The 25543-nt window shown below is 69.4% G+C and carries 29 protein-coding genes; 25 read left to right on the forward strand and 4 right to left on the reverse strand.

Annotated elements, in window-relative coordinates; translation table 11 throughout:
- From rpsM to truA, 6 genes are all read left to right on the forward strand, one after another.
- The coding region (gene rpsM / locus WEE69_12030; protein ID MEX1146022.1) for a 30S ribosomal protein S13 at nucleotides 1–318 on the forward strand (318 nt) is incomplete at its 5' end.
- 26 nt (nucleotides 319–344) lie between these two features.
- Complete coding sequence (rpsK, locus tag WEE69_12035; protein MEX1146023.1) at nucleotides 345–743, forward strand: 30S ribosomal protein S11; 399 nt, start codon at nucleotides 345–347, stop codon at nucleotides 741–743.
- A 31-nt stretch (nucleotides 744–774) separates the two neighbouring features.
- Entirely contained in the window at nucleotides 775–1398 is a 624-nt protein-coding gene (gene rpsD / locus WEE69_12040; protein MEX1146024.1) for a 30S ribosomal protein S4, read from the forward strand.
- 30 nt (nucleotides 1399–1428) lie between these two features.
- Nucleotides 1429–2364 (forward strand): DNA-directed RNA polymerase subunit alpha, encoded by a 936-nt coding sequence (locus WEE69_12045; GenBank protein ID MEX1146025.1) that lies wholly within the window; start codon nucleotides 1429–1431, stop codon nucleotides 2362–2364.
- A gap of 4 nt (nucleotides 2365–2368) precedes the next feature.
- Nucleotides 2369–2719, forward strand: a complete 351-nt coding sequence (gene rplQ, locus WEE69_12050) for a 50S ribosomal protein L17 (GenBank protein ID MEX1146026.1) — start codon at nucleotides 2369–2371, stop codon at nucleotides 2717–2719.
- Nucleotides 2720–2730: 11 nt separating this feature from the next.
- Nucleotides 2731–3537, forward strand: a complete 807-nt coding sequence (truA, locus tag WEE69_12055; protein ID MEX1146027.1) for a tRNA pseudouridine(38-40) synthase TruA — start codon at nucleotides 2731–2733, stop codon at nucleotides 3535–3537.
- 10 nt (nucleotides 3538–3547) lie between these two features.
- Here truA and WEE69_12060 read toward each other — a convergent pair whose 3' ends face one another.
- Both WEE69_12060 and WEE69_12065 read right to left on the reverse strand, forming a co-directional pair.
- Nucleotides 3548–4462: an alpha/beta hydrolase gene (locus tag WEE69_12060; GenBank protein MEX1146028.1), complete on the reverse strand. Its 915-nt coding sequence runs from the start codon at nucleotides 4460–4462 to the stop codon at nucleotides 3548–3550.
- 35 nt (nucleotides 4463–4497) lie between these two features.
- A complete protein-coding gene (locus WEE69_12065; protein ID MEX1146029.1) occupies nucleotides 4498–6021 on the reverse strand; it encodes an alkaline phosphatase family protein in 1524 nt (507 codons plus the stop codon).
- 143 nt (nucleotides 6022–6164) lie between these two features.
- On the opposite strand from WEE69_12065, the gene rplM reads away from it, so the two are divergent.
- The 6 genes from rplM to WEE69_12095 all read left to right on the forward strand — a co-directional run bounded on the left by rplM (nucleotide 6165) and on the right by WEE69_12095 (nucleotide 13808).
- A complete protein-coding gene (gene rplM, locus WEE69_12070) occupies nucleotides 6165–6617 on the forward strand; it encodes a 50S ribosomal protein L13 (GenBank protein MEX1146030.1) in 453 nt (150 codons plus the stop codon).
- An 11-nt stretch (nucleotides 6618–6628) separates the two neighbouring features.
- A complete protein-coding gene (rpsI, locus tag WEE69_12075) occupies nucleotides 6629–7021 on the forward strand; it encodes a 30S ribosomal protein S9 (protein ID MEX1146031.1) in 393 nt (130 codons plus the stop codon).
- Nucleotides 7022–7046: 25 nt separating this feature from the next.
- Entirely contained in the window at nucleotides 7047–8399 is a 1353-nt protein-coding gene (gene glmM / locus WEE69_12080) for a phosphoglucosamine mutase (protein MEX1146032.1), read from the forward strand.
- A 102-nt stretch (nucleotides 8400–8501) separates the two neighbouring features.
- The gene (locus WEE69_12085; protein ID MEX1146033.1) at nucleotides 8502–11915 is read left to right on the forward strand and encodes an SIS domain-containing protein; all 3414 of its coding nucleotides are present in this window, start codon (nucleotides 8502–8504) and stop codon (nucleotides 11913–11915) included.
- Entirely contained in the window at nucleotides 11915–12469 is a 555-nt protein-coding gene (locus WEE69_12090; GenBank protein ID MEX1146034.1) for a hypothetical protein, read from the forward strand. The genes WEE69_12085 and WEE69_12090 overlap by 1 nt, the downstream gene beginning before the upstream one ends.
- Nucleotides 12470–12650: 181 nt before the next feature.
- Nucleotides 12651–13808, forward strand: coding sequence for a hypothetical protein (locus WEE69_12095; GenBank protein MEX1146035.1), 1158 nt, complete (start codon nucleotides 12651–12653; stop codon nucleotides 13806–13808).
- Between the two features lie 20 nt (nucleotides 13809–13828).
- Here WEE69_12095 and WEE69_12100 read toward each other — a convergent pair whose 3' ends face one another.
- Complete coding sequence (locus WEE69_12100; protein ID MEX1146036.1) at nucleotides 13829–14281, reverse strand: PaaI family thioesterase; 453 nt, start codon at nucleotides 14279–14281, stop codon at nucleotides 13829–13831.
- A gap of 84 nt (nucleotides 14282–14365) precedes the next feature.
- Here WEE69_12100 and acpS point away from each other — a divergent pair, with 84 nt between their 5' ends.
- The 13 genes from acpS (at nucleotide 14366) to WEE69_12165 (ending at nucleotide 24606) form a co-directional block, all read left to right on the forward strand.
- Entirely contained in the window at nucleotides 14366–14749 is a 384-nt protein-coding gene (gene acpS / locus WEE69_12105; GenBank protein ID MEX1146037.1) for a holo-ACP synthase, read from the forward strand.
- A 2-nt stretch (nucleotides 14750–14751) separates the two neighbouring features.
- Nucleotides 14752–16185: an NAD(P)H-hydrate dehydratase gene (locus WEE69_12110; GenBank protein MEX1146038.1), complete on the forward strand. Its 1434-nt coding sequence runs from the start codon at nucleotides 14752–14754 to the stop codon at nucleotides 16183–16185.
- A gap of 35 nt (nucleotides 16186–16220) precedes the next feature.
- Entirely contained in the window at nucleotides 16221–16691 is a 471-nt protein-coding gene (locus WEE69_12115; protein ID MEX1146039.1) for a CBS domain-containing protein, read from the forward strand.
- Nucleotides 16688–17809 carry an alanine racemase gene (alr, locus tag WEE69_12120; protein ID MEX1146040.1) on the forward strand — a complete coding sequence of 374 codons (1122 nt, stop codon included), beginning with the start codon at nucleotides 16688–16690 and terminating at the stop codon, nucleotides 17807–17809. The genes WEE69_12115 and alr overlap by 4 nt, the downstream gene beginning before the upstream one ends.
- Entirely contained in the window at nucleotides 17806–18903 is a 1098-nt protein-coding gene (locus WEE69_12125; protein MEX1146041.1) for an alpha/beta fold hydrolase, read from the forward strand. Before alr ends, WEE69_12125 begins: the two co-directional genes overlap by 4 nt.
- 29 nt (nucleotides 18904–18932) lie before the next feature.
- Nucleotides 18933–19844: a P1 family peptidase gene (locus WEE69_12130; GenBank protein ID MEX1146042.1), complete on the forward strand. Its 912-nt coding sequence runs from the start codon at nucleotides 18933–18935 to the stop codon at nucleotides 19842–19844.
- Nucleotides 19845–19847: 3 nt separating this feature from the next.
- A complete protein-coding gene (locus WEE69_12135) occupies nucleotides 19848–20492 on the forward strand; it encodes a uracil-DNA glycosylase (protein ID MEX1146043.1) in 645 nt (214 codons plus the stop codon).
- Entirely contained in the window at nucleotides 20489–20992 is a 504-nt protein-coding gene (gene tsaE / locus WEE69_12140) for a tRNA (adenosine(37)-N6)-threonylcarbamoyltransferase complex ATPase subunit type 1 TsaE (GenBank protein ID MEX1146044.1), read from the forward strand. The genes WEE69_12135 and tsaE overlap by 4 nt, the downstream gene beginning before the upstream one ends.
- A gap of 14 nt (nucleotides 20993–21006) precedes the next feature.
- Nucleotides 21007–21684 carry a tRNA (adenosine(37)-N6)-threonylcarbamoyltransferase complex dimerization subunit type 1 TsaB gene (gene tsaB / locus WEE69_12145; GenBank protein MEX1146045.1) on the forward strand — a complete coding sequence of 226 codons (678 nt, stop codon included), beginning with the start codon at nucleotides 21007–21009 and terminating at the stop codon, nucleotides 21682–21684.
- 16 nt (nucleotides 21685–21700) lie between these two features.
- The gene (gene rimI, locus WEE69_12150; GenBank protein ID MEX1146046.1) at nucleotides 21701–22234 is read left to right on the forward strand and encodes a ribosomal protein S18-alanine N-acetyltransferase; all 534 of its coding nucleotides are present in this window, start codon (nucleotides 21701–21703) and stop codon (nucleotides 22232–22234) included.
- 98 nt (nucleotides 22235–22332) lie between these two features.
- Nucleotides 22333–23310: a tRNA (adenosine(37)-N6)-threonylcarbamoyltransferase complex transferase subunit TsaD gene (tsaD, locus tag WEE69_12155; protein ID MEX1146047.1), complete on the forward strand. Its 978-nt coding sequence runs from the start codon at nucleotides 22333–22335 to the stop codon at nucleotides 23308–23310.
- 141 nt (nucleotides 23311–23451) lie between these two features.
- Nucleotides 23452–23745, forward strand: coding sequence for a co-chaperone GroES (groES, locus tag WEE69_12160; protein ID MEX1146048.1), 294 nt, complete (start codon nucleotides 23452–23454; stop codon nucleotides 23743–23745).
- 147 nt (nucleotides 23746–23892) lie between these two features.
- Nucleotides 23893–24606, forward strand: a complete 714-nt coding sequence (locus WEE69_12165; protein MEX1146049.1) for a CoA pyrophosphatase — start codon at nucleotides 23893–23895, stop codon at nucleotides 24604–24606.
- Here WEE69_12165 and WEE69_12170 read toward each other — a convergent pair.
- Nucleotides 24603–25535 carry a DUF1906 domain-containing protein gene (locus WEE69_12170; GenBank protein MEX1146050.1) on the reverse strand — a complete coding sequence of 311 codons (933 nt, stop codon included), beginning with the start codon at nucleotides 25533–25535 and terminating at the stop codon, nucleotides 24603–24605. The two genes, WEE69_12165 and WEE69_12170, sit on opposite strands and share 4 nt — an antisense overlap.
- Nucleotides 25536–25543 lie beyond the last annotated feature (8 nt).

Here is a 25543-nt window from a genome sequence, read left to right on the forward strand (position 1 = left end):
TACATCTATGGCGTCGGTCGAAACGTCGCGAAGACGGTGTGTGACCAGACCAAGCTCTCGCGTGACACCCGCGTGCGCGACCTCACCGACGAGGAAATCGCCAAGCTGCGGTCATGGATCGACGCGAACCTCAAGGTCGAGGGTGACCTGCGCCGCGAGGTTGCCGCCAACATCAAGCGCAAGGTCGAGATCGGGAGCTACGAGGGCATCCGGCACCGCCGGGGCCTGCCGGTCCGTGGCCAGCGCACCCGCACGAACGCGCGCACCCGCAAGGGTCCGAAGAAGACCGTCGCCGGCCGCAAGAAGGCCCGCAAGTGACGCACGAGTCGAGGAAGTAGGGGTTCGTGGCCAAGCCAGCCGCTGGTGGACGGCGACCGAAGCGCAAAGAGCGCAAGAACATCGCCTACGGCGTTGCGCACATCAAGTCGTCGTTCAACAACACGATCATCACGATCACCGACCAGCAGGGCAACGCGATCGCCTGGGCCTCGTCGGGGAACGTGGGGTTCAAGGGCTCGCGCAAGAGCACGCCGTTCGCCGCACAGCTCGCGGCCGAGACGGTTGCCCGGCGCGCCATGGAGCACGGCGTGCGCAAGGTCGACGTGGTGGTGAAGGGTCCAGGCTCCGGCCGCGAGACCGCCATCCGCACGATCCAGAACACGGGCATCGAAGTGGTCGGCATCAAGGACGTCACCCCCATCCCGCACAACGGCTGTCGCCAGCCGAAGCGGAGGCGGGTCTGATGGCTCGCTCCACCATCGCGAGGAAAGTCTGATGGCCAGGTACACGGCTGCGGTTTGCAAGCTCTGTCGACGCGAGCGGATGAAGCTGTTCCTCAAGGGCCCGAAGTGCGAGTCCATGAAGTGCCCGGTGGAGCGCAAGCCGTACCCGCCCGGCGAGCACGGCCGTGGCCGCATCCGCGAGAGCGAGTACCTGATCCAGCTGCGCGAGAAGCAGAAGGCCCGGCGCATCTACGGCGTGCTCGAGAAGCAGTTCCGCCGCATGTACGCCGCCGCCAACGGTGAGGCCGGCATCACCGGCGAGATCCTGCTGCGCATGCTCGAGCAGCGCATCGACAACGTGGTGTTCCGAGCCAACTTCGCGGCGAGCCGCAACCAGGCGCGCCAGTTCGTGCGCCACGGCCACGTGCTGGTGAACGACAAGCGGGTCACGATCCCCTCGTACCAAGTGCGCAAGGAAGACGTGGTCACGCTGTCCGAGAAGGCCAGGAAGAACATCGTCGTGCGTCACAACCTCGACACGATCGACCGCGCGATCCCGCAGTGGCTCGACGTGAAGGCCGACGCGTTCCAAGCGACGGTTCGTGACCTGCCGTTGCGCGAGCAGATCGACGTGCCCGTGCGCGAGCAGCTCATCGTCGAGCTCTACTCCAAGTAATCCCCCGCAGAGCAGAAGAGAAGGCATCTCATGCTGATCATCCAGCGACCTGAGGTCGAGGCCGGCGAGGCCGAGGGCAACGTCCAGTCGTTCGTGATCTCGCCGCTCGAGCCGGGCTTCGGTCACACGCTCGGCAACAGCCTGCGCCGCACGCTGCTGTCGTCGATCCCCGGCGCGGCCGTCACGCAGGTGCGCTTCGACGAGGCGCTTCACGAGTTCGACACGATCCCCGGTGTGAAGGAAGACGTCACCGACCTCATCCTGAACATCAAGGACCTCGTGCTGCGCTGCTCCAGCGAGGAGGCGGTGTCACTGCGTCTCGACAAGCGCGGCCCGGGTGAGGTGACCGCGGGTGACATCCAGACCACCTCCGACGTGGAGGTGCTGAACCCCGCGCTGCACATCGCCAACGTGAACCAGCGCGGTCGCCTCGCCATCGACCTCACGGTCGAGCAGGGGCGTGGCTACCTCTCGGCCGAGCGCAACAAGCGCACGTCCACGATCGGTGTGATCCCGGTCGACGCCATCTTCTCGCCGGTGCGCCGCGTGGCGTTCTCGGTCGAGCCGACGCGTGTCGAGCAGGCCACCAACTACGACAAGCTCACGCTCGAGATCGAGACCGACGGATCGGTCACCCCGCGCGAGGCCCTGGCCTCGGCGGGTGACACGCTGCGGAGCCTCGTGGCCCTGGTCGCCGACCTGTCCGACGAGCCCCGCGGCCTCGAGCTCGGCGAGGTGTCGCCGGCCACGTCGGCGTCGCCCGACCTCGAGCTGCCCATCGAGGAGCTCGACCTGTCGGAGCGGCCCCGCAACTGCCTCAAGCGGGCACGCGTCGACACGATCGGTCAGCTCGTGCAGAAGACCGAAGACGATCTGCTCGCGATCACCAACTTCGGCTCGAAGTCTCTCGAGGAAGTGCTCCAGAAGCTCGACGAGCGCGGCCTCGCGTTGCGCGTCAAGGAGTAACACCGTGGCCACGCCCCGCAAGGGACCGCGTTTCGGGAGGGATCCGGCGCACCAGCGCCTGATGATGGCGAACCTCGCCGCGAGCCTGTTCGAGGCCGAGCACGTCGTCACCACCGTGGCCAAGGCCAAGGCGTTGCGTCCCTACGCCGAGCAGCTCATCACCAAGGCCAAGCGCGGCGGCGTGCACGACCGGCGCATGGTCATCTCGAAGATGCACGACAAGCGCGCCACCCACAAGCTCTTCGCCGAGATCGCCCCCCGCTACGCCGAGCGCCCCGGTGGCTACCTGCGCATCCTCAAGCTCGGGCCCCGGCCGGGTGACAACGCGCCCATGGCGCGCATCGAGCTGGTCTGAAGCTCACTGCGATGAGCGAGGCCCCGTCCGGCGTCGCCTGGCGGGCGCAACCGGAGTCGGCACCACCCACCAACACCCTGAAGCTCGTCATCGCGTACGACGGCACCGCCTTCCGCGGCTTCGCGACCCAGATCGGCCAACGCACTATCGAAGGTGAGCTCACCGCCGCGTTCGACAAGATCCTGCCGACGTCAGCGGCGCCGCTCGGCTTGAGGTGCGCGGGGCGGACCGACGCCGGTGTGCACGCGTGGGGCCAAGTGGTGAGCGTAAAGATCCCGGCGGAGGCCGAACCGGAGCGCGTCCGCCGCGCGCTCAACGGCATCCTCGCTCCCGAGATCGTCGTGCGCCGTTGCCAGCGCGTCGATGCGTCGTTCGACGCGCGCCGGTCTGCCACATGGCGTCGCTACCAGTACACGATCGTCAACCGGCCGGAACCCGACCCGTTCCTTGCTCGGTACGCCTGGTGGCTCCCCGACCCGCTCGACGTCTCACGTCTGCGCCTCGCGGCCGATCCGTTCGTAGGCGAGCACGACTTCGCGTCGTTCTGCCGGCGAGGCCCCGAGGGCTCGACGACGGTGCGGCGGGTGCTCGACTCGCACTGGCTCGACGACGACGGCAGCGGCGTCCTCACCTACGAGATCCGGGCGACCGCGTTCTGCTGGCAGATGGTGCGAGCGATCGTCGGCACCATGATCGACGCCGCCACCGACAAGCTGCGCCCCGGCGACATCATGAACATCCTGCGAGCAAACAACCGCCAAGCCGCCGGCCGCATCGCCCCACCCCAAGGCCTCTCGCTCCAGCAGGTGGGGTACTGACCGAATCCGCTCAACCGAGGCAGTCCTGAGCGAACTCCTCGATGGGTGGGGTGATCACCGTTTCGCCGGGGACACCGATCTGGGCGTTGACGTCGGCGTGGGTGTAACCGGGGGTGTCGACCATGGTCACGCTGCCGCCCGCCGCTTCGAGCGCATCGCCGAAGGCGGTTTGCGCGCCCTGGCGGTCGGGCGTGCCGCGGCGCACGACGAGGAAGTCGGGCGTGTCGTCGTCATCGCCGACGTGCGTCAATGGCGACGCGTCTCGCAGGGTGTCCTCATCGGCGCCGAACGCGTTGGCCACGAGCAGTTTTGCTCCGGGTCCGTCCTCACCACGAGCGAGGAGGTCGTACGACGCGGTGTCGTTGGAGATCACGCACTGGATCGCTGACACATCGCCGTCGGCCTGCTCGACGTAGGTGTCGTCGAGACCGACGAGCGCCACGAGGTGCGCACCGGCCGAGTGACCGATGAGCGCGAGCTGCTCACTGTCGCCGCCATAGGCATCGATGTGCTGTTCCACCCACGCCACCGCGGCGCCGACGTCGTCGGCGTGCGCCGGGTGTTGAGGACGGTCGGGGTTACGGACGGGGTCGGAGAGCCGGTAGTTGACGCTCACGAACACATACCCGAGCTCGTTGAAGAACGTGGCCTTGTTGCCGACCACGCGTTTGTCGCCCTTGCGCCAACCGCCACCGTGCACGTACACGACGACGGGAACGGAGTCGCAGCCCTTGGCGTCCTCGAATCCGTACACGTCGAGCTGTTGGAGTGGCGAGACCGGACTGTCCAGAGAGTCGATCCCGAGGACCGCCGGTGCGGTGGTGCAGTCGGCGCCTGAGGCGCTGGCGGCGCCGGCGTTCCCGGCTCCCGCCGCCCAGATCGCAACCGAGAGGCAGATGGTCAGGCAGATGGCAAGCGTCTTCATGCCCCTCACGATGCCCCTCGAATGTGAGGGAAATGTCAGCCGGGCGTTTCGCCGAGGTACAGGAAGCCGTAGCCCTCGTCGCGGAAGGTGAGGTCGGCGTCGCGCAGTGGCACGTCCCAGTCGCCGTTCACCGCCGGGTCGGTCTCCTCCATGCCGTGGTCGGCGAGGAGCACGAACGCGGTGTCGTCGAACGCGCCGGCCCGCTCGATCGCCGCCAAGATCTCGCCCATGCGGCCGTCGCTATCGCGCACTGACGCCGCGGCCACCTCGGAGTGCGGTCCGCCCTCGTGCATCGCCGAGTCGGTGAGCGTGAAGTTGCAGAACATGAACCGGGGCAACGGATACGACTCGTCCCGGTACGACCCGCCCCAGATGCCCACGGCCTGGTCGGTGCCCATGTGGTCGACGACCGACGACCACGAGTAGTCCTTCGACGGTCGCACGAAACGCTCTGTCGTGTGGGGCAGCCCGTCGGGCGACTTCGGGATCGGTGGCACTTCGCCGCGGCGGAAGAACTGAAAGGTGGAGTAGTCGGCGCCGATGTCGCAGGGCTCGTTCACCGATGCGGTGAACATTCCGGGCTCGACGCGGTGGATGGCGTCGTGGATCGAGTCGATGCCGTCCACGCAGCTGTTCATCGCGGTCGGCCATGTGGCGTTGGAGTTGGTGATGATCTGTTCGCCGGTACGCCGGTCGAACCACGCGTTGTGGAGGATGCCGTGGTGCCCGGGGAGCCGACCCGTGATCACTGACGTATGGTTGGCCAGGGTGACCGTGGGCAGCCCCGCCATCGCGCCATAGCCGTAGGCAGTGCCCATCTCGATGAGGCGGGCGACGTTCGGGGCCTCGCCCCGTCCGGCCATGTCGTACAACACGTTCGAGTTCGTGCCGTCGAACAGGAACGCCACCACGTGGCGCAGCCGGCCGGCCGAAGGATCGAGTGAGTCGTCGAGCACGACGCCGTCCTGACCGGCGAGGTGCGTGCCGTCGGCGGCTCGATCGACGCCGAGCAGCTCGAGCACGGTGGGCGCAACGTCCACGAGGCGCGCCGAACGCGGGACCACGCCGTCCGTGCGCACGCCCTTGCCCGCAAGCACCAATGGTGCGCGGGCCTGGACGATCCCGAGCGAGCCGTGCTCGCCGCGATGGCCGCCCTGGTCCTCCCAGTTGTGATCGGCCGAGTGCAACACGCACAGGTCCGGTGCAGCCGGGTGATCGAAGAGCTGCGCAACGTGGTCGAAGGCGTGCGGGTACGAGTTCTCGCGCCGGTGCGGGTTGGTGTTGGCGAGCTCGTCGGCCAGCGGCGTGAACCGATCGACGGACTGGTCGGCGAGCGGGTCGGCGCCCTCGGTCTCCACGACCTCGTACCCACCGTCGCCATCGCGTCGGAACCGAACCATGCCCTCGGCCGAGCGGGCTTCATAGGCCTCGTCCCGGGCCAGGAGCACCATGTCGACGATCGGCTCGAGCGCGGAGTCGGTGAGGATCGCGAGGGCGGCGTCGGCGTCAGCGGCGCGCTCGGGGGCGAGCCAGGTCGGTGACCCGGTGGTCATGGCCATCGGCGCCAGGCTAGGCGAGCCCCGATTTCGGTCTGCCGCGGTGCCGATTGCCCGAAATTGGGGCGCTTGGGTAGGATGGCTGGTCTTCGAGGCCGCTCGCGGTCACGAGCAGCCCAATCCTCCTTTCTCTGGTGAGGACCCGCGTGCGGACCTTTCAACCCAAGCCCGACGACATCCAGCGCGCCTGGCACGTCGTCGACGCCGACGGCGTCGTGCTCGGTCGGCTCGCGTCCGAGGTCGCCGTCGTGCTGCGCGGGAAGCACAAGCCGATCTGGGCGCCACACGTCGATGTGGGCGACCACGTCGTGGTGATCAACGCAGCCAAGCTCGACATCAACCCCCGCAAGGCCGAGGGCAAGCTCTACCGCCGCCACTCCGGCTACCCGGGTGGGTTGCGCTCCGAGACGCTCGCGCACCTGCTCGCACGCGACCCCGAGCGAGTGATTCGCCTCGCGGTCAAGGGGATGCTCCCGAAGGGCCCACTCGGTCGCCAGATGATCACCAAGCTGCGTGTGTATGCCGGCCCCACGCACCCGCACGCCGCGCAGCAGCCTCAACCCCTCGCACTCACGTCCACCACCAAACGCGCCAGCTAAGAGGAGCACTGTTGTCCAAGCCGCTGATCCAGACGACCGGTCGTCGCAAGGAGGCGGTTGCGCGCGTGCGCCTGCGTCCTGGCAGCGGGCAGATCGTCATCAATCACAAGCCGATGGAGCAATACTTCACGATCCTCACGCACCAGCAGAGCGCGACCGAGGCGCTGCGCCTCACGCAGACGGCCGACGTGTACGACGTCGACGCGTCGCTCGACGGCGGTGGCGTGAGTGGGCAGGCCGGCGCACTGCGACTCGGGATCGCCCGCGCGCTCGTCGCTCTCGACGACGAGCTGCGCCCGACGCTCAAGAAAGCCGGGTTGCTGGTGCGCGACGCCCGCGAGAAGGAGCGCCGAAAGTACGGCCTGAAGAAGGCCCGCAAGGCGCCCCAGTACTCGAAGCGCTGACGCGCGATTCGGGGCTCACCGGCCCGTGACACTCGAGTTCGGCACCGACGGCATCCGAGGCCTCGCCAACCGCGAGCTCACGCCGGAGCTCGTCACTGCCCTCGGTCGCGTGCTCGCGCACGTCATGGGCACCGATCAAGCGTTCGTCATCGGTCGTGACACGCGCCGTTCAGGTCCGATGATCCAGGCCGCGCTCGTCGCGGGCCTGTGCGCCGAGGGCGCCGAGGTCGAGCTCGCCGGAGTGATTCCCACGCCGGGTGTCGCGCACCTTGCGAAGGTCCGTGGCGCGCCCGCCGCGATGATCTCCGCGAGCCACAACCCGTACGAAGACAACGGCATCAAGCTGTTCGCGCCCGGTGGCCGCAAGCTGTCGGCCGAGCTTGAGCGCCAGGTCGAGGCCGAGTTGCGCGAGATGGCGATGGACGCGCCTGAGCCCGGCCCCGGTGGTGCGGGTGTTGGCGTCGACCGTCAGATACAGAACCCGATCGACGAGTACGTCGGCCACCTCGTCGGTGCACTCGAAGGCCGGCGCCTCGACGGCTTGAAGATCGTGCTCGACTGCGGCAACGGCGCCGCCTTCCGCACCGCGCCAAAGATCTTCAAGGAGCTCGGCGCCGAGATCGAGGTGCTGAACGCCTGGCCCGACGGCACCAACATCAACAAGGACTGTGGATCTACCGACACCGCCGGGTTGCAGGAGGCGGTCGTGGCGAGCGGCGCTCGCGCCGGGCTTGCGTTCGACGGCGACGGCGACCGCGTGATCGCGGTCGACGAGCGGGGCGCGATCGTGGACGGCGACCAGATCCTCGCCATCTGCTCGCTCGACATGAACGAGCGCGAGGTGCTCCGAGACCAGGCGGTAGTCGCGACCGTGATGTCCAACCTCGGGCTTCGCCGCTGCCTGTCTGCGCACGAGATCGAGTTCGTCGAGGTGGACGTGGGCGACCGCAACGTGGTGGACGAGCTCGAGCGCCGCAACCTCTCTCTTGGCGGCGAGCAGTCGGGTCACATCATCTTCCCGGATCATGCGACCGGTGGTGACGGCGCGCTCACCGGCGCCATGCTCCTCGACGTCGTGAACGGCACCGGCCACTCGCTCGGCCTGCTCGCCGGCGTCATGCAGAAGTTCCCCCAGGTGCTGCGCAACGTGCGCGTGCGTGACCGCGGCGCCATCGAGGCCGACACGATCTTCTGGGAGGAAGCCCGTCAGATCGACCAAGAGCTCCAGCCCGACGGCCGCGTCCTCGTCCGCCCGTCGGGCACCGAGCCCGTCGTACGCGTCATGGTCGAGGCCCCGAGCGTCGAACGCGCCGAGCTCGTCGCCGACCGCCTGGTGGACTTGGTCGAGCGCGCCAGCTTCGACCCACCCCTCGGGTAGTTGCTGGTTCTCGGCACGTTCAACGACCCCACGGGTCATCCAGCGTGCCGAGAACGGACGGGCAGTCTCGTCACCCCTCGGCTGCCGTAGGATTGGTGCTTCATGTGCGGGATCATTGGCGTCGTTCGGCGTCGTTCGACGCGGCTGGCGCCGGCGCTCGCCCCATTGGTCGAAGAGCTCGAGGCGGCCGCAGTGCGCCTCGGTTCGTGGGCCGGGGATGTCGCCGATCTCAATGCCGCGGCGGCGGCCATCGAACGTGTCGACGCCGCGTTGCGCGGCGTGCCTGGCGTCACCGCGCTCCTGACTGACCGACCCGGCGCGGTCGGCATCGACCACCACTCCGAGGCGCTTACGAACCTCTTTACTGCGTCCGAGCGTCGTCTCGACCAGGACGCGGCCTCGCTCGGCGCTGCCGACCTCGAAGCGGTGAACGCCGCGATGCTGCGGGCCAAGGACGCGGTGTGGGCTGTGCGCAACGACCGGCTCCGAACGGCACGGGCCGTCGCCGACCTGGCCGGCAGCGACGCATCGCCCGCTGCGATCGAGGCGTACACCTCCATCCAGATTGCGCTGTCGGCCCTCGACCGGCTCGAGGTACGCGGTCGCGACTCCGCCGGCATCCACCTTCTTGTGCGCGGTCACGGGCTGGACTTCGCCGACGCGGCCGTGGCGGGCCTCGTCAACCGCCGCGCGTCCGACCCGCTGTTCGCGCACGGAGCGGTGCGCACGCCCGACGGGATGCTTTCGATCGTGTACAAGGCGGCGGCCGAGATCGGCGAGCTCGGTGACAATGTGCGCCACCTGCGCACCGCCATCCGCGACGACAACCTGCTCAAGCTGGCGCTCGCGTCGGAGCACGCTGAGGTCACGCTGCTCGGACACACCCGCTGGGCGAGCGTCGGGATCATCTCTGAGCCCAACGCGCACCCGCTCAACCAGGAGGAGGTTGGCCGCGCGGACGGACCGTACGTGGCCGCCGCGCTCAACGGTGACGTCGACAACCATGCCGATCTCACGGTGCTCGAAGGCGTGCTTCCGCCCGCCGAGATCACGACCGACGCCAAGGTCATCCCCGCACTCGTGTCACGCCGCCTCGCGGACGGCACCGACGCAACCGAAGCGTTCCGGGCCACCGTTGCCACGCTCGAGGGTTCCGTTGCGATCGGCGCCACGTGCGCCGCTGCGCCGGACAAGCTCTTCCTCGCGCTGCGCGGGAGCGGCCAGGCGCTGTATGTGGGCGTCACCGACGATGTGTTCATCGTGGCGAGCGAGCCGTACGGGCTCGTCGAGGAGACGGACACCTACATCCGGCTCGACGGCGAGACGCCAGCCGATGCCAAGCGCGCTGCGACCACGCGCGGCCAGATCGTCGTGATCGGCGCCGGGCGCGCGGGTGAGCTCAACGGCATCGAGCGCTTCGCGTACGACGGCACCGCGCTGCCGGTCAGCGAGAGCGATCTCAACCACGCACAGATCACGACCCGTGACATCGACCGCGGCACCTATCCCCACTTCTTGCTCAAGGAGATCTCCGAGGCCCCCGAGTCGTTCCGCAAGACCATGCGCGGCAAGGTCATCGACGAAGGCGGCCGTCTCCACGTCGCGCTCGGGCCCGAGACCTTGCCATGGTCCGTGGTCGAGCGGCTCCGTGACGCCACGCTGCGGCGCATCACCGTCATCGGGCAGGGCACTGCGGCCGTAGCCGGTCAGAGCCTGGCTGCCGCGCTCGAGGGGCTCGCCGGCGACCAGCTCGTCGTCGAGGCGCTTCCGGCTACCGAACTGTCGGGCTTCGGGCTGCGCACCGACATGTCCGACACGCTCGTCGTGGCCATCAGCCAGAGCGGCACCACGACCGACACGAACCGCACGGTGGACCTCGCCCGCGACCGCGGCGCGGTGGTGATCGCGATCGTGAACCGCCGCAACAGTGACCTCGTCGACAAGTCCGACGGTGTGCTCTACACGTCCGACGGGCGTGACGTCGAGATGAGCGTGGCGTCGACCAAGGCGTTCTACGCGCAGATCGCCGCGGGCCACCTGTTGGCCGTAGCGCTTGCCGACGCCGTGGGCGTGCTCGATCCCGACGACGCGCATCAGCGGCTCAGCGCGCTGCGTGAGCTTCCCGACGCCATGCGGACGGTCGTCGATCAGCGCGAGGCGATCGCCGCGGTCGCACAGCGACATGTGTTGAGTCGTCGCTACTGGGCGGTCGTGGGCAACGGCGTCAACGCCATCGCGGCACGCGAGCTGCGGATCAAGCTGTCGGAGCTCTGCTACAAGGCGATCGCCTGCGACATCACCGAGGACAAGAAACACATCGATCTGTCGTCGGAGCCGCTGATCCTCGTGTGCGCGGCCGGCCTCACCGGGTCCAACGCCGACGATGTGGGCAAGGAAGTCGCGATCTACCGCGCCCACCGCGCCGCGCCGATCGTGATCGCGGAGGACGGCGCTCGCTATCCGGCCGCGCTCGACACCATCTCTGTCCCCAGCGTGCATCCCGACCTGGACTTCGTGCTCGCCACCGTGGTCGGGCACCTCTTCGGCTACGAGGCCGCCCTCGCCATCGACGCATCCGGCCGGCCGCTGCGGGAGGCCCGGGCCGCCGTCGAAGCCGCCGCGCCCGGCCCGCCGGCCGCACTGCTCGACCGCCTCGGCCCGCGTCTCGACGGTCCCGCCCGTCGCTTCCACGACGGCCTGCGCGCCGGCACCTACGACGGCTCGCTCGAGGCGAGCACCGCGGCGCGCATCGGCTCGCTGTTCCGGTACGCCACCGGCGCTCTCTCCCTTGACTCGTACGAGATAGAGCACGGCAAGGTCGGCAGCCCGTCCACGGCCGTCGAGGACCTCACCGCTGCGCTCACGAAGGGCATCGAGGAGCTGACGCGGCCCGTCGACGCCATCAAGCACCAGGCCAAGACCGTCACTGTCGGCATCTCCCGCTCCGATGAGTCGCTGCTCCAAGCGCCGCTCGTGCAGGCCGTGCTCTCCGCTGGCGCGCCGCGCGACGGCCTGAGCTATCGAGCGCTGCGCACGCTCGTCGACCTGGACCCCGCGGTCGAGGAGGTCACGGGCTACACGCGGTACCGGATCGAGGGCGACCTTGCGCACGACGCGGCGACGCTGCAAGTCGTCGACCGTGGCGGCGTCGCGACGGGCCTCAAGACGCGCACCGAGACCGATCCGAGCCTGCGGGGCGCGAAGCACCGCGTGGCCACGCAGCGCGAGGTCACCGCGCTCCGAGGCGCGGGTGACGGCCGAACGATTGTGATCGTCCCCGAGGTCAAGAGCAACCAGACCGTCGGCCTCACGCTCCTGCACGTGCGCTTCGCCGACACGCTGCCGGCCGAGACGATGCGCGCCGTGCTCCAGGGCTACCAGGGTCGCTACGGCGCCCTGCGGGACGCCGTCACCGAGACCGAGCCCACCTTCGACGACGCCGTCCTCGCCACCGAGCCGGTGGTCGACCTCCTTACCGAACCGGTGTACGTGCTCGCGGCGCGCTGGCGGCGGTAGTGGCCGGGTTCGAGGTGGAAGCCCTCGTTGCTGACTGCCAATCGGCGCTGTCCGCCGATCAGCCCCTTTCCGCGACACGTGACGTGCTCGACCGTCTGCTCGATCGACCGTCGGCGGTTGCCGACGCGCTGGGCAGGGAGGAAGGCGGCATCGAGTCCCTGCACGCGTCGCCCGAGCTCACTGTCCTGAACGTGGTCTGGGCACCCGGCATGCGTCTGTTCCCGCATGACCATCGGATGTGGGCGGCGATCGGCATCTATGGCGGCACCGAGGACAACGAGTTCTTCCGTCGCGACGACCGTGGGTTGGCACCGAGCGGAGGGAAGTCGGTCCGGGAAGGCGAGGTGCTGCTCCTCGGTGACGACGCCATCCACGCCGTCGCCAACCCACTCTCTTCGTTCACCGGCGCGATCCACGTCTACGGCGGCGACTTCTTCAACGAGCCCCGCAGCGAGTGGGACGCGGAGTCACTCGAGGAGCGCCCCTTCGACGTCGACCGCGCCCGTCAAGTCTTCGCCGACGCCAACGACCGCGTGCGAAGCCAGCGGGCGTGAAGCTCGTCTGCCGAGCCAGAAAAATCTCCGAGATTTCTGGGCCGGCACTTGACGGGCGAACATACGTTCGCTACCGTGCTGGGAGTGCTTCGCGGACGAGCCTGACGTCCTGCCTTCGGAATGAGCCCTTCGGGGCTCCCGGCCGGCGCTGCCGGTCTGGTGGATCACGAGGACGCAGGCCATGTTCGAGTTCGAGGAGCTCCGCGGTGCCGTCGCCGTCATCGAGACGGCCGTTCGCGACTTCGAGCCGCGGCTCCTCGACGCCCGCCGCGCGGTCAGGGCCGTAGAGCTCTTCGCCCAGATCAAGCACCTCGCTGAGGCTGGCTTGGCGCTCGGCGCGCAGCGGGTTGACGAGACCGGTGCGTATCGCGAGAGCGGGGCGCGCTCGGCGGCCGATTGGCTCGCTCGGAAGACCGGGGTCGGGGTCGGCGCTGCGCACCGCGCGCTGGAGACGATCACCGGCTTGGCCGATCTGCCCGCCACGAACGAGGCATTCCGCGCCGGGAAGCTCTCTGAGGTCCAAGCCCACGAGATCGCCGGCGCGGCCCGCAAGGACCCGAGCGCCGAGTGTGAGCTGGTCGCGGCCGCGCACCGAACATCGCTCAAGGGCCTGAAGGACAGGTGCCGTCGGGTCCGCGCCGGTGCCGAGGTTGACGACGCCGCGTGGGGGCAGCGCCTTCACGACACCCGCACCGTACGCACGTGGGTCGATCCCGACAGCGCGGCGTGCGGCATGTGGCGCATGTCGCCAGACAAGGGCGCCGAAGTGAATGCGGCACTCGATGCGGAGACCGACTTGCTCTTCCGCGAGGCGCGCGCTGCTGGTAGCCGTGAAGCGCGTGAGGCCCATGCGGCCGACGCACTCCACGCGCTGATCACTCGAGGCCCGCGCAAGGCCACAGGCGCCACGCTGGTGATGAGCGCGGCGGCCGAACGCGGACACCTGCTCCCTGGAGAACGCTGTGAGATCCCGGGCATCGGACCGATCCCGGTTACGCTCGGCAAGAAGATGCTCGCCAACGCCAAAGTGCGAGCGCTTCCGAGCGACGCTGACGCGCTGCCTGAGTTCTCCGCAGCGTCCCGCCACCTTCCGGCGTGGCTCAAGGACTGGCTCGACCAGCGCTACCCGGTCTGTGGTGTCGACGGCTGCGACGCGAGCTTCCACCTCGAGTACGACCACGTCGTGCCGGTCGCCGAGGGTGGCCGCACGGAGCAAACGAACCTCTGGCGCATCTGCTGGTACCACCACCGATTGAAGACCACCGGTCGATGGCAGGTCACCGGCACCACCAACCAGTGGAATCTCGTGCCACCGAATGCCGGGCCCGATCCGCCATGACCGTCCGACGCGCAGCGACGCTACGAAGCAGCCTTCGGTGGCTTGATGAGGACCGTGCCTTGCGCGGTGCAAACCAACCGCGCCTCGTTGATCACGTCGATGCGGACGACGGCTGTGCTCTTCGTGAGCGACACGATGCGCGCCGTGGCTTGGAGCGTGCCGGTCGTGACGGGCGCGAGGTAGTTGAGCTTGAACTCTGTGGTGGCGGCCCACGCGCCGCGGGCGATGACCGGATAGCAGACGGTGCCGAGCACGTGGTCGCAGAGCGCGGCGATCACGCCTCCGTGCAGGTTGCCGAACGGCGTGAGAAGTTCGTCGCGCACCGTGATCTCGGCGCGGAGCAATCCGGCGCCCACTTCCGCGTGGCGGATGCCCAGGTAGCCAGTGAGCCCGGGTCCGTCGTCGTGAGCACCCTCGAGGCCCTTCGCCACCCCGGAGTCGAACTGCGAGAAATCGGGTGTTGGCGTCTCCACGCGTGGATCATGGCATCAGCCGCACCAGCACTGTTGGTGGCGGCAAGGGCCGTGGGCGGCGATGCCGGGTCGTATCGTGGATGCGTGCACATCGTGGGGTTGGGAACCGACCTCGTCGAGGTCTCGCGCTTCCGGCTCGCCATGGAGCGACGCGGTGAAAGGCTCAACGAGCGGCTCTTCAGCGACGAGGAGCGCGCGTACGCAGCCAAGCAAAAGGATCCGGCGAAGAGCCTCTCGGCCCGCTTCGGCGCCAAGGAGGCGGTCATGAAGGCGATGGGCGTCGGCTTGTGGAAGTTCAAGCTGCGTGACGTGGAGGTCGTGCGGGCCAAGAGCGGCGCTCCATCGGTCGCCTTGCACGGCCGGGCTGCGGAGATCGCCGCCGAGCGCGGCATCGTCGACTGGCAGCTCTCGCTCACCCATACCGACACCACGGCCCTGGCCATCGCCATCGCCATCGGCCGCGACTGATCATGCAGCCGATCCTCACCCCCGCCGAGATGGCCGCGGCCGACGAGCGCACGATCGCCGCCGGCACGCCTTTAGAAGTGCTGATGGAGCGGGCAGGGCACGCGGTCGCGTGGCTGGTGCGCCAGCACGTGGGGGCGGTGTACGGCAAGCGAGTCGTCGTCGTGTGTGGCAAGGGCAACAACGGTGGCGACGGGCTGGTCGCGGCGCGGGTGCTGCGGGGATGGGGTGTGCGCACCGACGTGTTCGAGCTCGCGCGCGGCGTCCCGGCTGCGGAGCTCGACCGAGGGGTGGGCCGGGCCGACGTGATGGTCGACGCCATGTTCGGCACCGGCTTCCGTGGCGCGCTCGAGGGCGATGCCGCGCTCGTCGCGCAACGCAGCCGCGACGTGCCCACGATCGCGGTCGACATCCCGTCGGGTGTCGACGGGATGACGGGTGCAGTGGAGGGCGACGCCGTGCATGCGATCGCCACGGTCACGTTCGCGGCGCGCAAGCCCGGCCTGGTGTTCGAACCCGGGCGCGGTCTGGCGGGAGACGTTCACGTCGCCGACATCGGTATCCAGCTCTCTTTGGGGAATGAGACCGCACCGGGAGTGGGCTTGATCGAGCACGCTGACGTTCAGGCGTGGCTTGCTCGCGAGCCGGTGCCCGACACGCACAAATGGCGTTCGGGTCTTCTCGTGATCGGTGGCTCCGGTGGGATGACCGGCGCGCCACTGATGGTGAGCCACGCGGCCATGCGCGCCGGCGCGGGGATCGTGTGGTGTGCGGTGCCGGGTGCCGACGCGGCTGCCAGCGCGTCCGGCAGCGAGGTGATCGCGAAAGCGTTGCCGTCGGATGAGGCCGGCGCGCTGACCGGCATCTGTGACGATGTACGCAGCGCGCTCGATCGCTTCCATGCCGTCGCCATCGGTCCTGGACTCGGAGCCGCCGATCACACCACGGCGGCGGTGCGCGACTTCGTGAGCACGATCGACGCGCCGCTCGTGCTCGACGCCGACGGCATCAACGCCTTCGCCGGCGCGGCCGATGCGCTCCGGGCGCGCCCGGCAGCGACCGTGCTCACCCCCCACGAAGGCGAGTACGAGCGCCTGCTCGGCCAGCCCGTTGGTGACGACCGCATCGCCGCGGCTCGCCACCTCGCCGACTCGACCGGCTGCGTCGGCGTGCTCAAGGGCCCCGGCACCGTTGTCGCCGCCTCGGGAGGAAGGCTGGTCGTGAATGACCGGGATGGCCCCTGGCTCGGAACCGCGGGGAGCGGCGACGTGCTCACCGGGATCATCGGCGGATTCCTCGCCCGGGGCCTCGATGCCTTCGAGGCTGCGGCCGCCGGGGTGTTCGTGCACGGGCTCGCCGCCGATGCCGCCGGGCATACTGGACTCGTCGCCGGCGACCTCGTGGCGGCACTTCCCTCCGTATTCACGACCTTGGCCTGAAGAATCCGTCTGCCAGAGAGAGGTTGGAAGACCTGATGCCGAGCAGCGCCCTCGTCCGTGACGTCATGACCAGCCAGGTCACGACGCTCCGACCCGAACAGTCCTTCGCGGAGGCGGCAGACACGCTCGCCGACCGGAAGATCGGCGCGGCCCCCGTCGTCGACGCCGAGGGCAAGGTCGTCGGCTTGATCCGGGACGAGGACTTCCTCGTCTCCGAGAGCAACCTGCACGTCCCCGCGATGCTCAACTTCTTCGGCGTCGACTTCCCGATCCCCGGGCAGCAGAAGCACTTCGAGGAGGAGCTCAAGCGCATGGTCGCCGCGACCGTGCAGGACCTCATGGAGACCGAGTTTCCGACGGCCGGACCTGACGAGACGCTGGCCGACGTCGCCACGAAGATGCACGAAGACGACATCACCCACATGCCGGTGGTGGATGCCGGCGGCAAGCTCGTCGGGATCATCTCCCGCGGCGACATCGTCCGCCGGGTGGCCGACACCACGTGACTGGATACTTCAGGCCGGTCTGGGCCGAGGTCGACCTCGACGCCATCCGGCACAACGTGCGCGCGCTGGCAAAGGTTGCCGCGCCCGCGCAGCTCCTGGCGGTGGTCAAGGCCGATGCCTACGGCCACGGCGCGGTGCCCGTGGCGCGCGCCACGCTCGAGGCGGGGGCGACGTGGCTCGGGGTCGCACTCGTCGAAGAGGGCGTGCAGCTGCGCGAGGCGGGGATCGACGCTCGCATCCTGCTGCTGTCGGAGCCACCGACCGCGGCCGCCGCCACCGTCGTGGCGCGCGGGATCACGCCGGTGGTGTACACGACCAACGGCATCGATGCGCTCGCGAAGGCCGTCGCGGATGCGGGCGTCGGACCACTTGCAGTGCACATCAAGGTGGACACGGGCATGCATCGAGTGGGCTGCTCGCCCGATGATGCCATCGCGCTCGTGGAGGTCGTCGACGCACGCCCGGAGCTCGAGCTCGAAGGCATCTGCACACACCTCGCCGTGGCTGATGAACCTGAGAACGCGTACAACACCGAGCAGCTCGACCAGTTCGACGCGCTGCTCGCCGCGCTGCCCGAGCGCGACGTCCCGCTCATCGTGCACGCGGCGAACTCGGCCGGGGTGCTCGCGCACCCGCGGGCGCATCACCACCTCGTGCGCTGCGGGATCGCGATCTACGGGATTCCACCTTCTCCTGCGGTCGCGGATCGCATAGATCTGCAGCCTGCGCTCTCACTCAAGGCGCGCGTGTCGCACGCGAAGCAACTTCCCGCCGGCGCGAGCGTGTCGTACGGCCGGCACTACACGATGCCCACCAAAGCCAACGCAGTGACCGTGCCGGTGGGATATGCCGATGGCGTGCCCCGTAGCCTCGGCCTCGTGGGTGGAGAGGTGCTCATCGGTGGTGCCCGGCGGCCGATTGCGGGTGCCGTCACCATGGATCAGCTGGTCGTCGACGTCGGTGCCGACACGTTCGGGGCCGACACCGAGGTGGTGCTCATCGGCTGTCAGGGTGGCGAGGAGATCACAGCCGGCGAGTGGGCCGAGCGTCTCGGCGTGATCCCTTACGAGGTGACCACTCGCCTCGGTCCGCGGGTTCCCCGGGTGTATCTGCCATGAGTGCAGGCAAGCGCGCACTCAAGGTCGCGGGCGTCACGGTCGGCGTCGCCGCGGGGCTCGCTGGCGCGGGGTATGCCGCGCAACGAGCGGTGCGGCGCGGGCTGAGCAACCGACCCGACCCCGACGCCGAGCTGCTCCTGCCCTTGCTGAATGGGGACGCGTTGGTCAAGGCAGGAACTTCGGAGAGGGCTGGCGTGTCGGAACGGCGGCTGCCGAGCCACGACGGCGGCAGCATCTACGTGCTCGAGACGGGCCCCGATCACGGCACACCGATCGTCCTCTCGCACGGCGTCACGATCGACTCGCGCATCTGGGTCAAACAGCTCGCGACGCTGCCGAAGCTCGGGTTTCGGTTGGTCGCGTTCGACACCCGTGGTCACGGGAGCTCGCTCTCGGGCGAGACCGGGCACTCGGTGGAGAACCTGGCCTTCGATCTGCGCACGGTCCTCGAAGCGCTCGACCTGCACGACGCCATCCTCGTGGGGCACTCGATGGGTGGGGTTGCAGTGCAAGCGTTCGCGTCGCGGTTCCCGGCGATCGCGCGATCTCGCGTCGCCGGGATCGTGCTGATCTCGTCGTTGTCCAAGACCCACTTGAGCACCACGCGCCGTCTGCGTTGCGCGGTCCAGGGCATGTCCGATCGCTTGGAGCTCGGAAAAGTGATGGCAAGTCCGAGCCTCGGCACGATGCTCGCTCGCTTGGGCTTCGGGCGCGACCCGCTCGCGAGCCACGTCGAGCTCGTCCGCCAGATGCTTGCTGACTGCGATGCCGACACGAGCCGGGAGGCCGTGGCGTGCCTGCTCGACATGGATCTCACACCCAGCCTTCCCGACATTGACCTGCCTACCTTGGTCATCGGTGGCACTGCTGATGTCCTTACACCGCCGATGGAGTCGCGCCGCATCGCTGGCCTGATCCCTGGCGCGCGGCTCGTGATGATCGAAGGCGCGGGCCACACGATCATGTTGGAGCGGGCCGAGGAGCTCGAAGCACTGCTCGTGGAGTTCTCGCACGAGGTCAGGCCGGATTCACTGAGCGAGGAGTCTTCGGGGGAAGAGCCTGACCGGGCTGGAGCGGACGCGGCCGCGGGGTGAGCACCGTCGGCAGTGCCGGCCGTAGGGGCATGACGGGAATCAGGCTGGGGCACTGGACGGGGACGGGCACCGGCGTGACCGTCGTGCTCTGTCCCGAGGGCACCGTTGGCTCGTGCGAGATCCGTGGTGGCGCGCCCGCCACCCGCGAGACCGCGCTCCTCGAGCCCGGTCGCTCCGTCGAGCAGGTGGATGCGGTCGTGCTCACCGGCGGATCGGCGTTCGGATTGGCGACGGCCGACGGCGTGATGGCGTGGCTCGCCGAGCGCGGGCGTGGGTTCCCCACGCGTGGCGGCCCCGTGCCGATCGTGCCGACCGCGGCCATCTACGACCTCAGTTCCGGGGTTGATCGACCGACCGCCGACCAGGGTCGCGCCGCGGCGGAGGCAGCCGAGCGAGCGTTGGCGGAGCCTGGCCAGTGGGAGTCAGGACGGGTGGGCGCGGGCGCCGGCGCGACCATCGGCAAGTGGCGCGGCGCCGAGCACGCGGTGCCGGGCGGGCTGGGCATCGCAAGCCATGTCGCTAGCGACCCGGGTGGGGTGGGCGCGAGCCTGGAGGCGATCGCGGTGGTGAACGCCGTCGGCGACGTCGTGCGTGCCGACGGCGAGATGCTCGCCGGCTCCACGGCACCGGCCGACGTGCCGGCGTTCCCGGATCCCGCGCCCAACCTTTTCCAGAACACAACCCTTGTGGTCGTGGCAACCGCCGTCCGGCTCACGAAGCCCGAGTGCCACCTGGTCGCACAGAGCGGGCATGACGGGCTGGCCCAAGCGCTGCGCCCGTCGCACACCCGCCACGACGGCGACCTCGTGATCGCGCTGGCCACCGGCGCTACGGAATCGAGCACCGCTGGAGCGGCCGGTCCGTTCAGCCTCGATCGCCTGCGCATGGCGGCAACGGAGGTGGTGGCCGAGGCGGTGCGCAACGCCGTCCGGCAGACTTGAACCGTGACGCTCCTCCCCGATCCGGCGCAGGATCCTGCTCCGAGCTCGCCTACCTGGAAGACCTGGAACGACCTGGAGCGCGAGGCGCTGGCGTGCACGAAGTGCCCGCTCGCGACTGCGGGCCGCACGCAGGTGGTGTTCGGGGTGGGCGCGCGCGACGCCGACCTGGTGTTCGTGGGCGAGGGACCCGGCGCCGAGGAGGACAAGCAGGGGATCCCATTCGTCGGCCGCGCCGGGCAGCTGCTGACCCGGCTGATCGAGGGCATCGGGATGACGCGCGACGAGGTGTACATCGCCAACGTCGTGAAATGTCGCCCGCCGGGCAACCGCGATCCGCAGCCCGAAGAGATCGAGACCTGCCGCCCGTACCTCGAGGCGCAGCTCGGTTTCCTCGACCCGAACGTGATCATGACGCTGGGCAACTTCGCGACCAAGCTTCTCCTGGATACGGCCGGAACTCCGACAAAGCTGGGAATCACCAAGATCCGGGGCAAGGAGTTCCCGGTGCAGCTCGGGCGGGTGGGCAAGCAACAGGTGTTGGTGCCCACGCTGCACCCCTCGGCCGTTCTTCGGAATGGTGGTGCCGCACTCGCGCAGACTCGCGCCGACTTCATCGTGGCGAAGCGGGCGTTGGCGCGCCCCAAGTGACGGCAGTCGGCAGTCTGGTCACCCACGCGCCCGAGGAGACGCGCCGCATCGGTGGCGTCCTGGCCGCGCTGCTCGAACCGGGTGACGTGGTGCTGCTCGCGGGCACGCTCGGTGCCGGGAAGACGGAGTTTGCCAAGGGGATCGCCGAGGGACTCGGCATCGAGGAGACCGTCGTCAGCCCTACGTTCACGATCGCGCGTGAATACGAGGGTCGGCTTCGAATGCTGCACGTGGACGTGTATCGCCTCGACCACGCGCAAGAGCTGCTCGACCTCGGCCTCGAGGATCTCGCGGCCGATGCTGGCCTCTCTGGGTTGGAGGCCGTCACTGTTGTGGAGTGGGGCGACGCCGTGGAGGCGCTGTTCCCAGCCGATCACCTGCTGGTGGCGCTCGAGCTCGGGGAGGCCGAGCGCGCGCGCACGCTGCGCTTCGAAGCGTCTGGCCCATCTTGGGGCGAGCGAGCCGCCACCCTCGCCGTGGTGGTCGGGGGCGCGGCCTAGTGCTCGTGCTCGCGATGGACACGGCGACACCGCAGGTGGCGGTGGCGATCGGCGACGGCGGCGTCGTGCGGGGCGAGGTGCGCGTGGTCGGGGGGCGGCGCCATGCCGAACAGCTCGCGCCGGCGATCGAATACGTGTGCACCGAGACCGGCGTGCCGCTCGACCGGCTCGCGGCCATCGCCGTGGGCATCGGACCCGGGTTGTTCACCGGGCTCCGCGTCGGAGTGACGACCGCCAAAGTGATGGCGCAGGCGCTGCGCATCCCGGTGGTCGCGGTGCCGAGCCTCGACCTGATCGCCTATCCACTCCGCCACGCCACCCGCCCGATCGTCACGGTCATCGATGCGCGCCGGCGCGAGGTCTTCCATGCCCGCTACCGCCCGGTGCCCGGTGGCGTGCAGCGCGAGGGGGACTACGTGGTGGGCGCGGTCGACGAGCTCATCGCCGATCTCGAAGCCACCGGCGAAGACGTGCTGCTCGCCGGTGACGGCGTCACCCGATATCGCGAGCAGTTCGCCACCATGGGCCGGGCCGAGGAGGCCGGCTCCGAGTTCGAGGCCCCCAGCGTGGCTGCGCTCGTCCGCCTCGCCACCGCCCGGGTCGAGCGCGAGGAGTTCACGAACCCGTGGGATCTGCACCCGATGTACCTGCGCGAGAGTGACGCAGAGCTTCATTGGGAGACCCCCCGGTGACGAAGAGACTGCAACCATGATCACCGAGCCCCTGACGGTCGAGATCGCGCCCATGCGGCGGCGTCATGTGCGCTCGGTGCTCCGGATCGAGCAGCAGGTGTACCCGCGGCCGTGGAGCCACTCGTTGTTCCTCTCCGAGCTCGCGCTACGGGCGACCCGGTCGTACTTCGTTGCCCGAGTCGGCCGTGACGTGGTGGGGTACGCCGGATTGATGATGACGGCCGAAGACGGCCACGTCACCACGATCGCGGTCCATCCAGAGTGGCAGCGGCACAAGATCGCCACCCGACTCATGCTCGCCCTGGCCCGCGAAGGACTGATGCGGTTCGCGCAGAACCTCACGCTCGAGGTGCGGACCTCGAACTTGGCCGCCCAACACCTCTACCGGCGCTTCGGCTTCGCGCCCGTCGGCGTGCGCAAGAACTACTACCAGGAGACGAGCGAGGACGCGCTCGTCATGTGGGTGCACGCGGTCGACACGCCCGAGTACGCGGCACTCCTCGACAGCATCGAGCGCGTCATCCCCGGCGAGACCAGCTTCTCCCAATGACACGCGGCACCCGTAGCGACGGAGGAACGGAGGGTGCTCGCCAGCGAGCGAGTGCCCGCGGGGCGGGTATCCCGCCCCGCAGCGAGGGAGCGAATGTTTTGGGCGTTGAAACCTCGTGTGACGAGACCGCGGCCGCGGTCGTGGCCGGCGGCACGGAGATCCTGTCGTCGGTGGTGTCGAGCCAGGTCGACCTGCACGCGCGCTTCGGTGGTGTGGTGCCCGAGATCGCGAGCCGCGCGCACGTCGAGCTCATCGGTCCGGTGGTGGCCGACGCGCTCGGCGAGGCCCGCGTCGAGCTCAGTGACCTCAGCGCGGTCGCGGCCTGCCATGGCCCCGGTCTCGCGGGCGCGCTCCTCGTCGGCGTGAGCGCGGCGAAGGCCCTTGCGCTCGTCGCCGACGTCCCCTACGTCGGCGTCAACCATCTCGAAGCGCACTGCTACGCGGCGTGGCTCGACCAACCCGACCTCGAGCTCCCGCTCGCCGTGCTCGTCGCCTCGGGTGGCCACACGTTGGTAGTGGTCATGGAAGGACACGGCAAATACCGGGTCGTTGGCCAGACGGTCGATGACGCCGCGGGCGAGGCGTTCGACAAGGTCGCTCGGCACCTCGGCCTTGGGTATCCCGGCGGGCCGCTCATCGACGCGCTGGCGCTCGACGGCGATCCCGAAGCGATCGCCTTCCCGCGCGCGATGCCGGGTGAGCCCGACTTCTCGTTCTCGGGACTCAAGACCGCGGTGGTGCAGCACGTTGCTCGTCACCCCGGCGGCAACGTCGCCGATGTGGCTGCGTCGTTCCAGGCTGCCGTCGTCGACCAGCTCGTCGACAAGCTCGTGCGCGCCGCGGACGAGGCCCGTGCGCCGACGCTCGTGCTCGGCGGTGGAGTAGCTGCCAACTCGGCGCTTCGGGCCCGGGTGGAGGCAGTGGCCGCCGCGACCAACCGGCGCGCCTTCCTGCCGCCGCCGGCACTGTGCACCGACAACGCCGCCATGATCGCGGCGACGGCGTGGTGGCAGCTCCAGGCGAACGGCCCCACCCCGCTCGACGCCGGGGTAGCGCCCAGTCTCGCCCTGACCTGAGTCCGGCCTTCTCCGGCCCGAGGCGCCCATTTGCCGCCCTCGCACGGGGGCGGTATCGTGCCTTAGCACTCGCCCGCTGCGAGTGCCAGAGTCGAAGCAAGGCCAAAACCCCGTACGAAGAACGCCGCAGGAGGCGAACGCATGAAGTTGCAGCCGCTGGAGGACCGGATCGTTGTCCGGTCAAGCGAGCCCGAGGAGACCACGGTCAGCGGTCTCGTCATCCCCGACACCGCCAAGGAGAAGCCCCAGCAGGGCGAAGTCCTCGCGGTGGGTCCCGGCCGGCGCTCCGAGCAGACGGGCGAGCTCATCCCGATGGACGTGGCGGTGGGCGACCTCGTCGTCTACTCGAAGTACGGCGGGACCGAGATTCAGGTCGACGGCGAGGACCTCCTGATCCTCACCAGCCGCGACGTGCTTGCCAAGACAGGCAAGTAACGCCCGATCCAGTCTCGAAAGAACGATGAAGAACGGCGCCTACGAGGCGCCGCTCTTCGCGTTCCCGCACGGTTTTGGCGTCGAGAGACGTCGCAGAGGGACAGTCAGCGACGCCAAAACGTTTTCGGCGCGTACGCTCGATCATGCATGACTGCGCGGGGAGGACGTCAGAGAATCCCGCGGCCGCCGTCCGCCCAGCCCGGTGGGCCGCCGGCGTGGGCGCGGCTCGCCCCGCATCAACGACGCTTCACGCTCGACGAGGTGCGCGCCGCGTGCGCTGACCTTCCGGAACCGCGCCGGCCCGTGGGTCCGAGCACGGCGCGCCCCGCCGCAGTGCTGCTGGCGCTGTTCGAGGACCCGGGAGATGACGGGCGCGGACCGGACACGCACGTGTTCCTCACGAAGCGACCCGACACGATGCCGTCGCACCAAGGCGAGATCGCGTTCCCGGGCGGGAAGCTCGACGACGAGCTCGACGGATCGCTGCGCGACGCCGCGCTCCGTGAGGCCCATGAGGAGATCGGTCTCGATCCGCAGACCGTCGAGATCGTGGCTGAGCTCGACAGCTTGGTCACCGTGATGGGGCGCTTCGTGCTCACACCGTTCGTCGGGTTGTTGCCGGGCCGGCCTGTGCTCTCGCCCGATCCGACCGAGGTGGTGAGCGTGTTCGACGTCGCCCTCTCGGAGCTGCTCGACGACGCAACGTTCCGGGAGGAACGCTGGGACGTCCCAGCCGGCGTCGGCGTGACCCCCGGGCGCAACCGGCCGATCCACTTCTTCGAGCTCCCCGGCGAGACCGTGTGGGGCGCGACCGCGCACATCCTGGCCGGCTTCTTGGAGCACCTGACCGCTCGCCGCTAGCGCGTCGGTCCTGGCCAGCCCGAGGGGTTCGGCGTCGCGGGGCGGGTTACCAAACCGTCGCTGGCGTTGTTGTCGATGTTGAAGGTGACACCGCCCCAGGTTTCGTTGTGCCCACCCCGGTACTGATGAAGACGGTGGTGGTACCAGAGGTGGTCGGGGACCCAGGCGCTGCCGTAGGTGTTGGGGCTGTTGTTCCAGTCTGCGATCCACAGCTCATCGGGGAGGTTGTACGGGAGGTTGTTCTCCGCGACCGCCACCTGATGGACGATGCCCGAAGAGCCGCTCGAGTAGAAGCCGGCCTGATAGCCGCGCGCGTGCAGCTGCGCGACCCACGCGCTCACGAACGCGAGCACGGCGTTGATGCACGGTTGATTGCCGCTGGCGTTGTAGTGCTCGAGGTCGTAGTAGATGGGACTCCCGAGCGCCGAGACGGCTCCGCCCTGCCCGGGTTCGCGACGGATCGCGGCTGCCGGCCCGATGCCGAACGCGGCGGCGGCATCAGCGGCCGCATTGGCCTCTTGCGCGCCCTGCGTCGCCGCGACGCCCGCATTCAAGTCGATGCGATGCGTGTACCCGGTGCACGGTGCCTGGCGCCCCACCCATAACGGGAGCAGTCCCCACCCTTGGTTCCCGACCGCGGTCACCCAGGCGGCGTTGAGGTGCGGCACGCTGGAGGGCGGGCACGCCGCGCTGCTTCCACCGAGGTAGAGCCCGGCCGCGCGGTACGGGGACGCGGCCCACCACGTCGCCATCTGCGAGGTCGTGGGTGCCATGCACTTGTCGAACGCGGCCCCGATGAAGACAGCGCCGACGGTCTGGGTGGCGCCGAGGGCCTGGGTCGAGACGCCCGGTGCGATCGGCGGCGCGGGCGCGCTCGTCGGCCCGCTCGCCGTCACCGGTCGGCACGCGACCAGCGCCACGACCAGCACCAGCGAGC

It is taken from the genome of Acidimicrobiia bacterium (assembly GCA_040881685.1).
Lineage (GTDB): Bacteria > Actinomycetota > Acidimicrobiia > IMCC26256 > PALSA-555 > SHVJ01.

Coding starts and splice junctions, on each gene's coding strand:
- rpsD (MEX1146024.1), top strand. CDS start 775: ATGGCCAGGTACACGGCTGCGGTTTGCAAGCTCTGTCGACGCGAGCGG.
- WEE69_12045 (MEX1146025.1), top strand. CDS start 1,429: ATGCTGATCATCCAGCGACCTGAGGTCGAGGCCGGCGAGGCCGAGGGC.
- truA (MEX1146027.1), top strand. CDS start 2,731: ATGAGCGAGGCCCCGTCCGGCGTCGCCTGGCGGGCGCAACCGGAGTCG.
- WEE69_12060 (MEX1146028.1), bottom strand. CDS start 4,462: ATGAAGACGCTTGCCATCTGCCTGACCATCTGCCTCTCGGTTGCGATC.
- WEE69_12065 (MEX1146029.1), bottom strand. CDS start 6,021: ATGGCCATGACCACCGGGTCACCGACCTGGCTCGCCCCCGAGCGCGCC.
- WEE69_12085 (MEX1146033.1), top strand. CDS start 8,502: ATGTGCGGGATCATTGGCGTCGTTCGGCGTCGTTCGACGCGGCTGGCG.
- WEE69_12095 (MEX1146035.1), top strand. CDS start 12,651: ATGTTCGAGTTCGAGGAGCTCCGCGGTGCCGTCGCCGTCATCGAGACG.
- WEE69_12110 (MEX1146038.1), top strand. CDS start 14,752: ATGCAGCCGATCCTCACCCCCGCCGAGATGGCCGCGGCCGACGAGCGC.
- WEE69_12115 (MEX1146039.1), top strand. CDS start 16,221: ATGCCGAGCAGCGCCCTCGTCCGTGACGTCATGACCAGCCAGGTCACG.
- WEE69_12125 (MEX1146041.1), top strand. CDS start 17,806: ATGAGTGCAGGCAAGCGCGCACTCAAGGTCGCGGGCGTCACGGTCGGC.
- WEE69_12130 (MEX1146042.1), top strand. CDS start 18,933: ATGACGGGAATCAGGCTGGGGCACTGGACGGGGACGGGCACCGGCGTG.
- tsaB (MEX1146045.1), top strand. CDS start 21,007: ATGGACACGGCGACACCGCAGGTGGCGGTGGCGATCGGCGACGGCGGC.
- rimI (MEX1146046.1), top strand. CDS start 21,701: ATGATCACCGAGCCCCTGACGGTCGAGATCGCGCCCATGCGGCGGCGT.
- groES (MEX1146048.1), top strand. CDS start 23,452: ATGAAGTTGCAGCCGCTGGAGGACCGGATCGTTGTCCGGTCAAGCGAG.
- WEE69_12165 (MEX1146049.1), top strand. CDS start 23,893: ATGACTGCGCGGGGAGGACGTCAGAGAATCCCGCGGCCGCCGTCCGCC.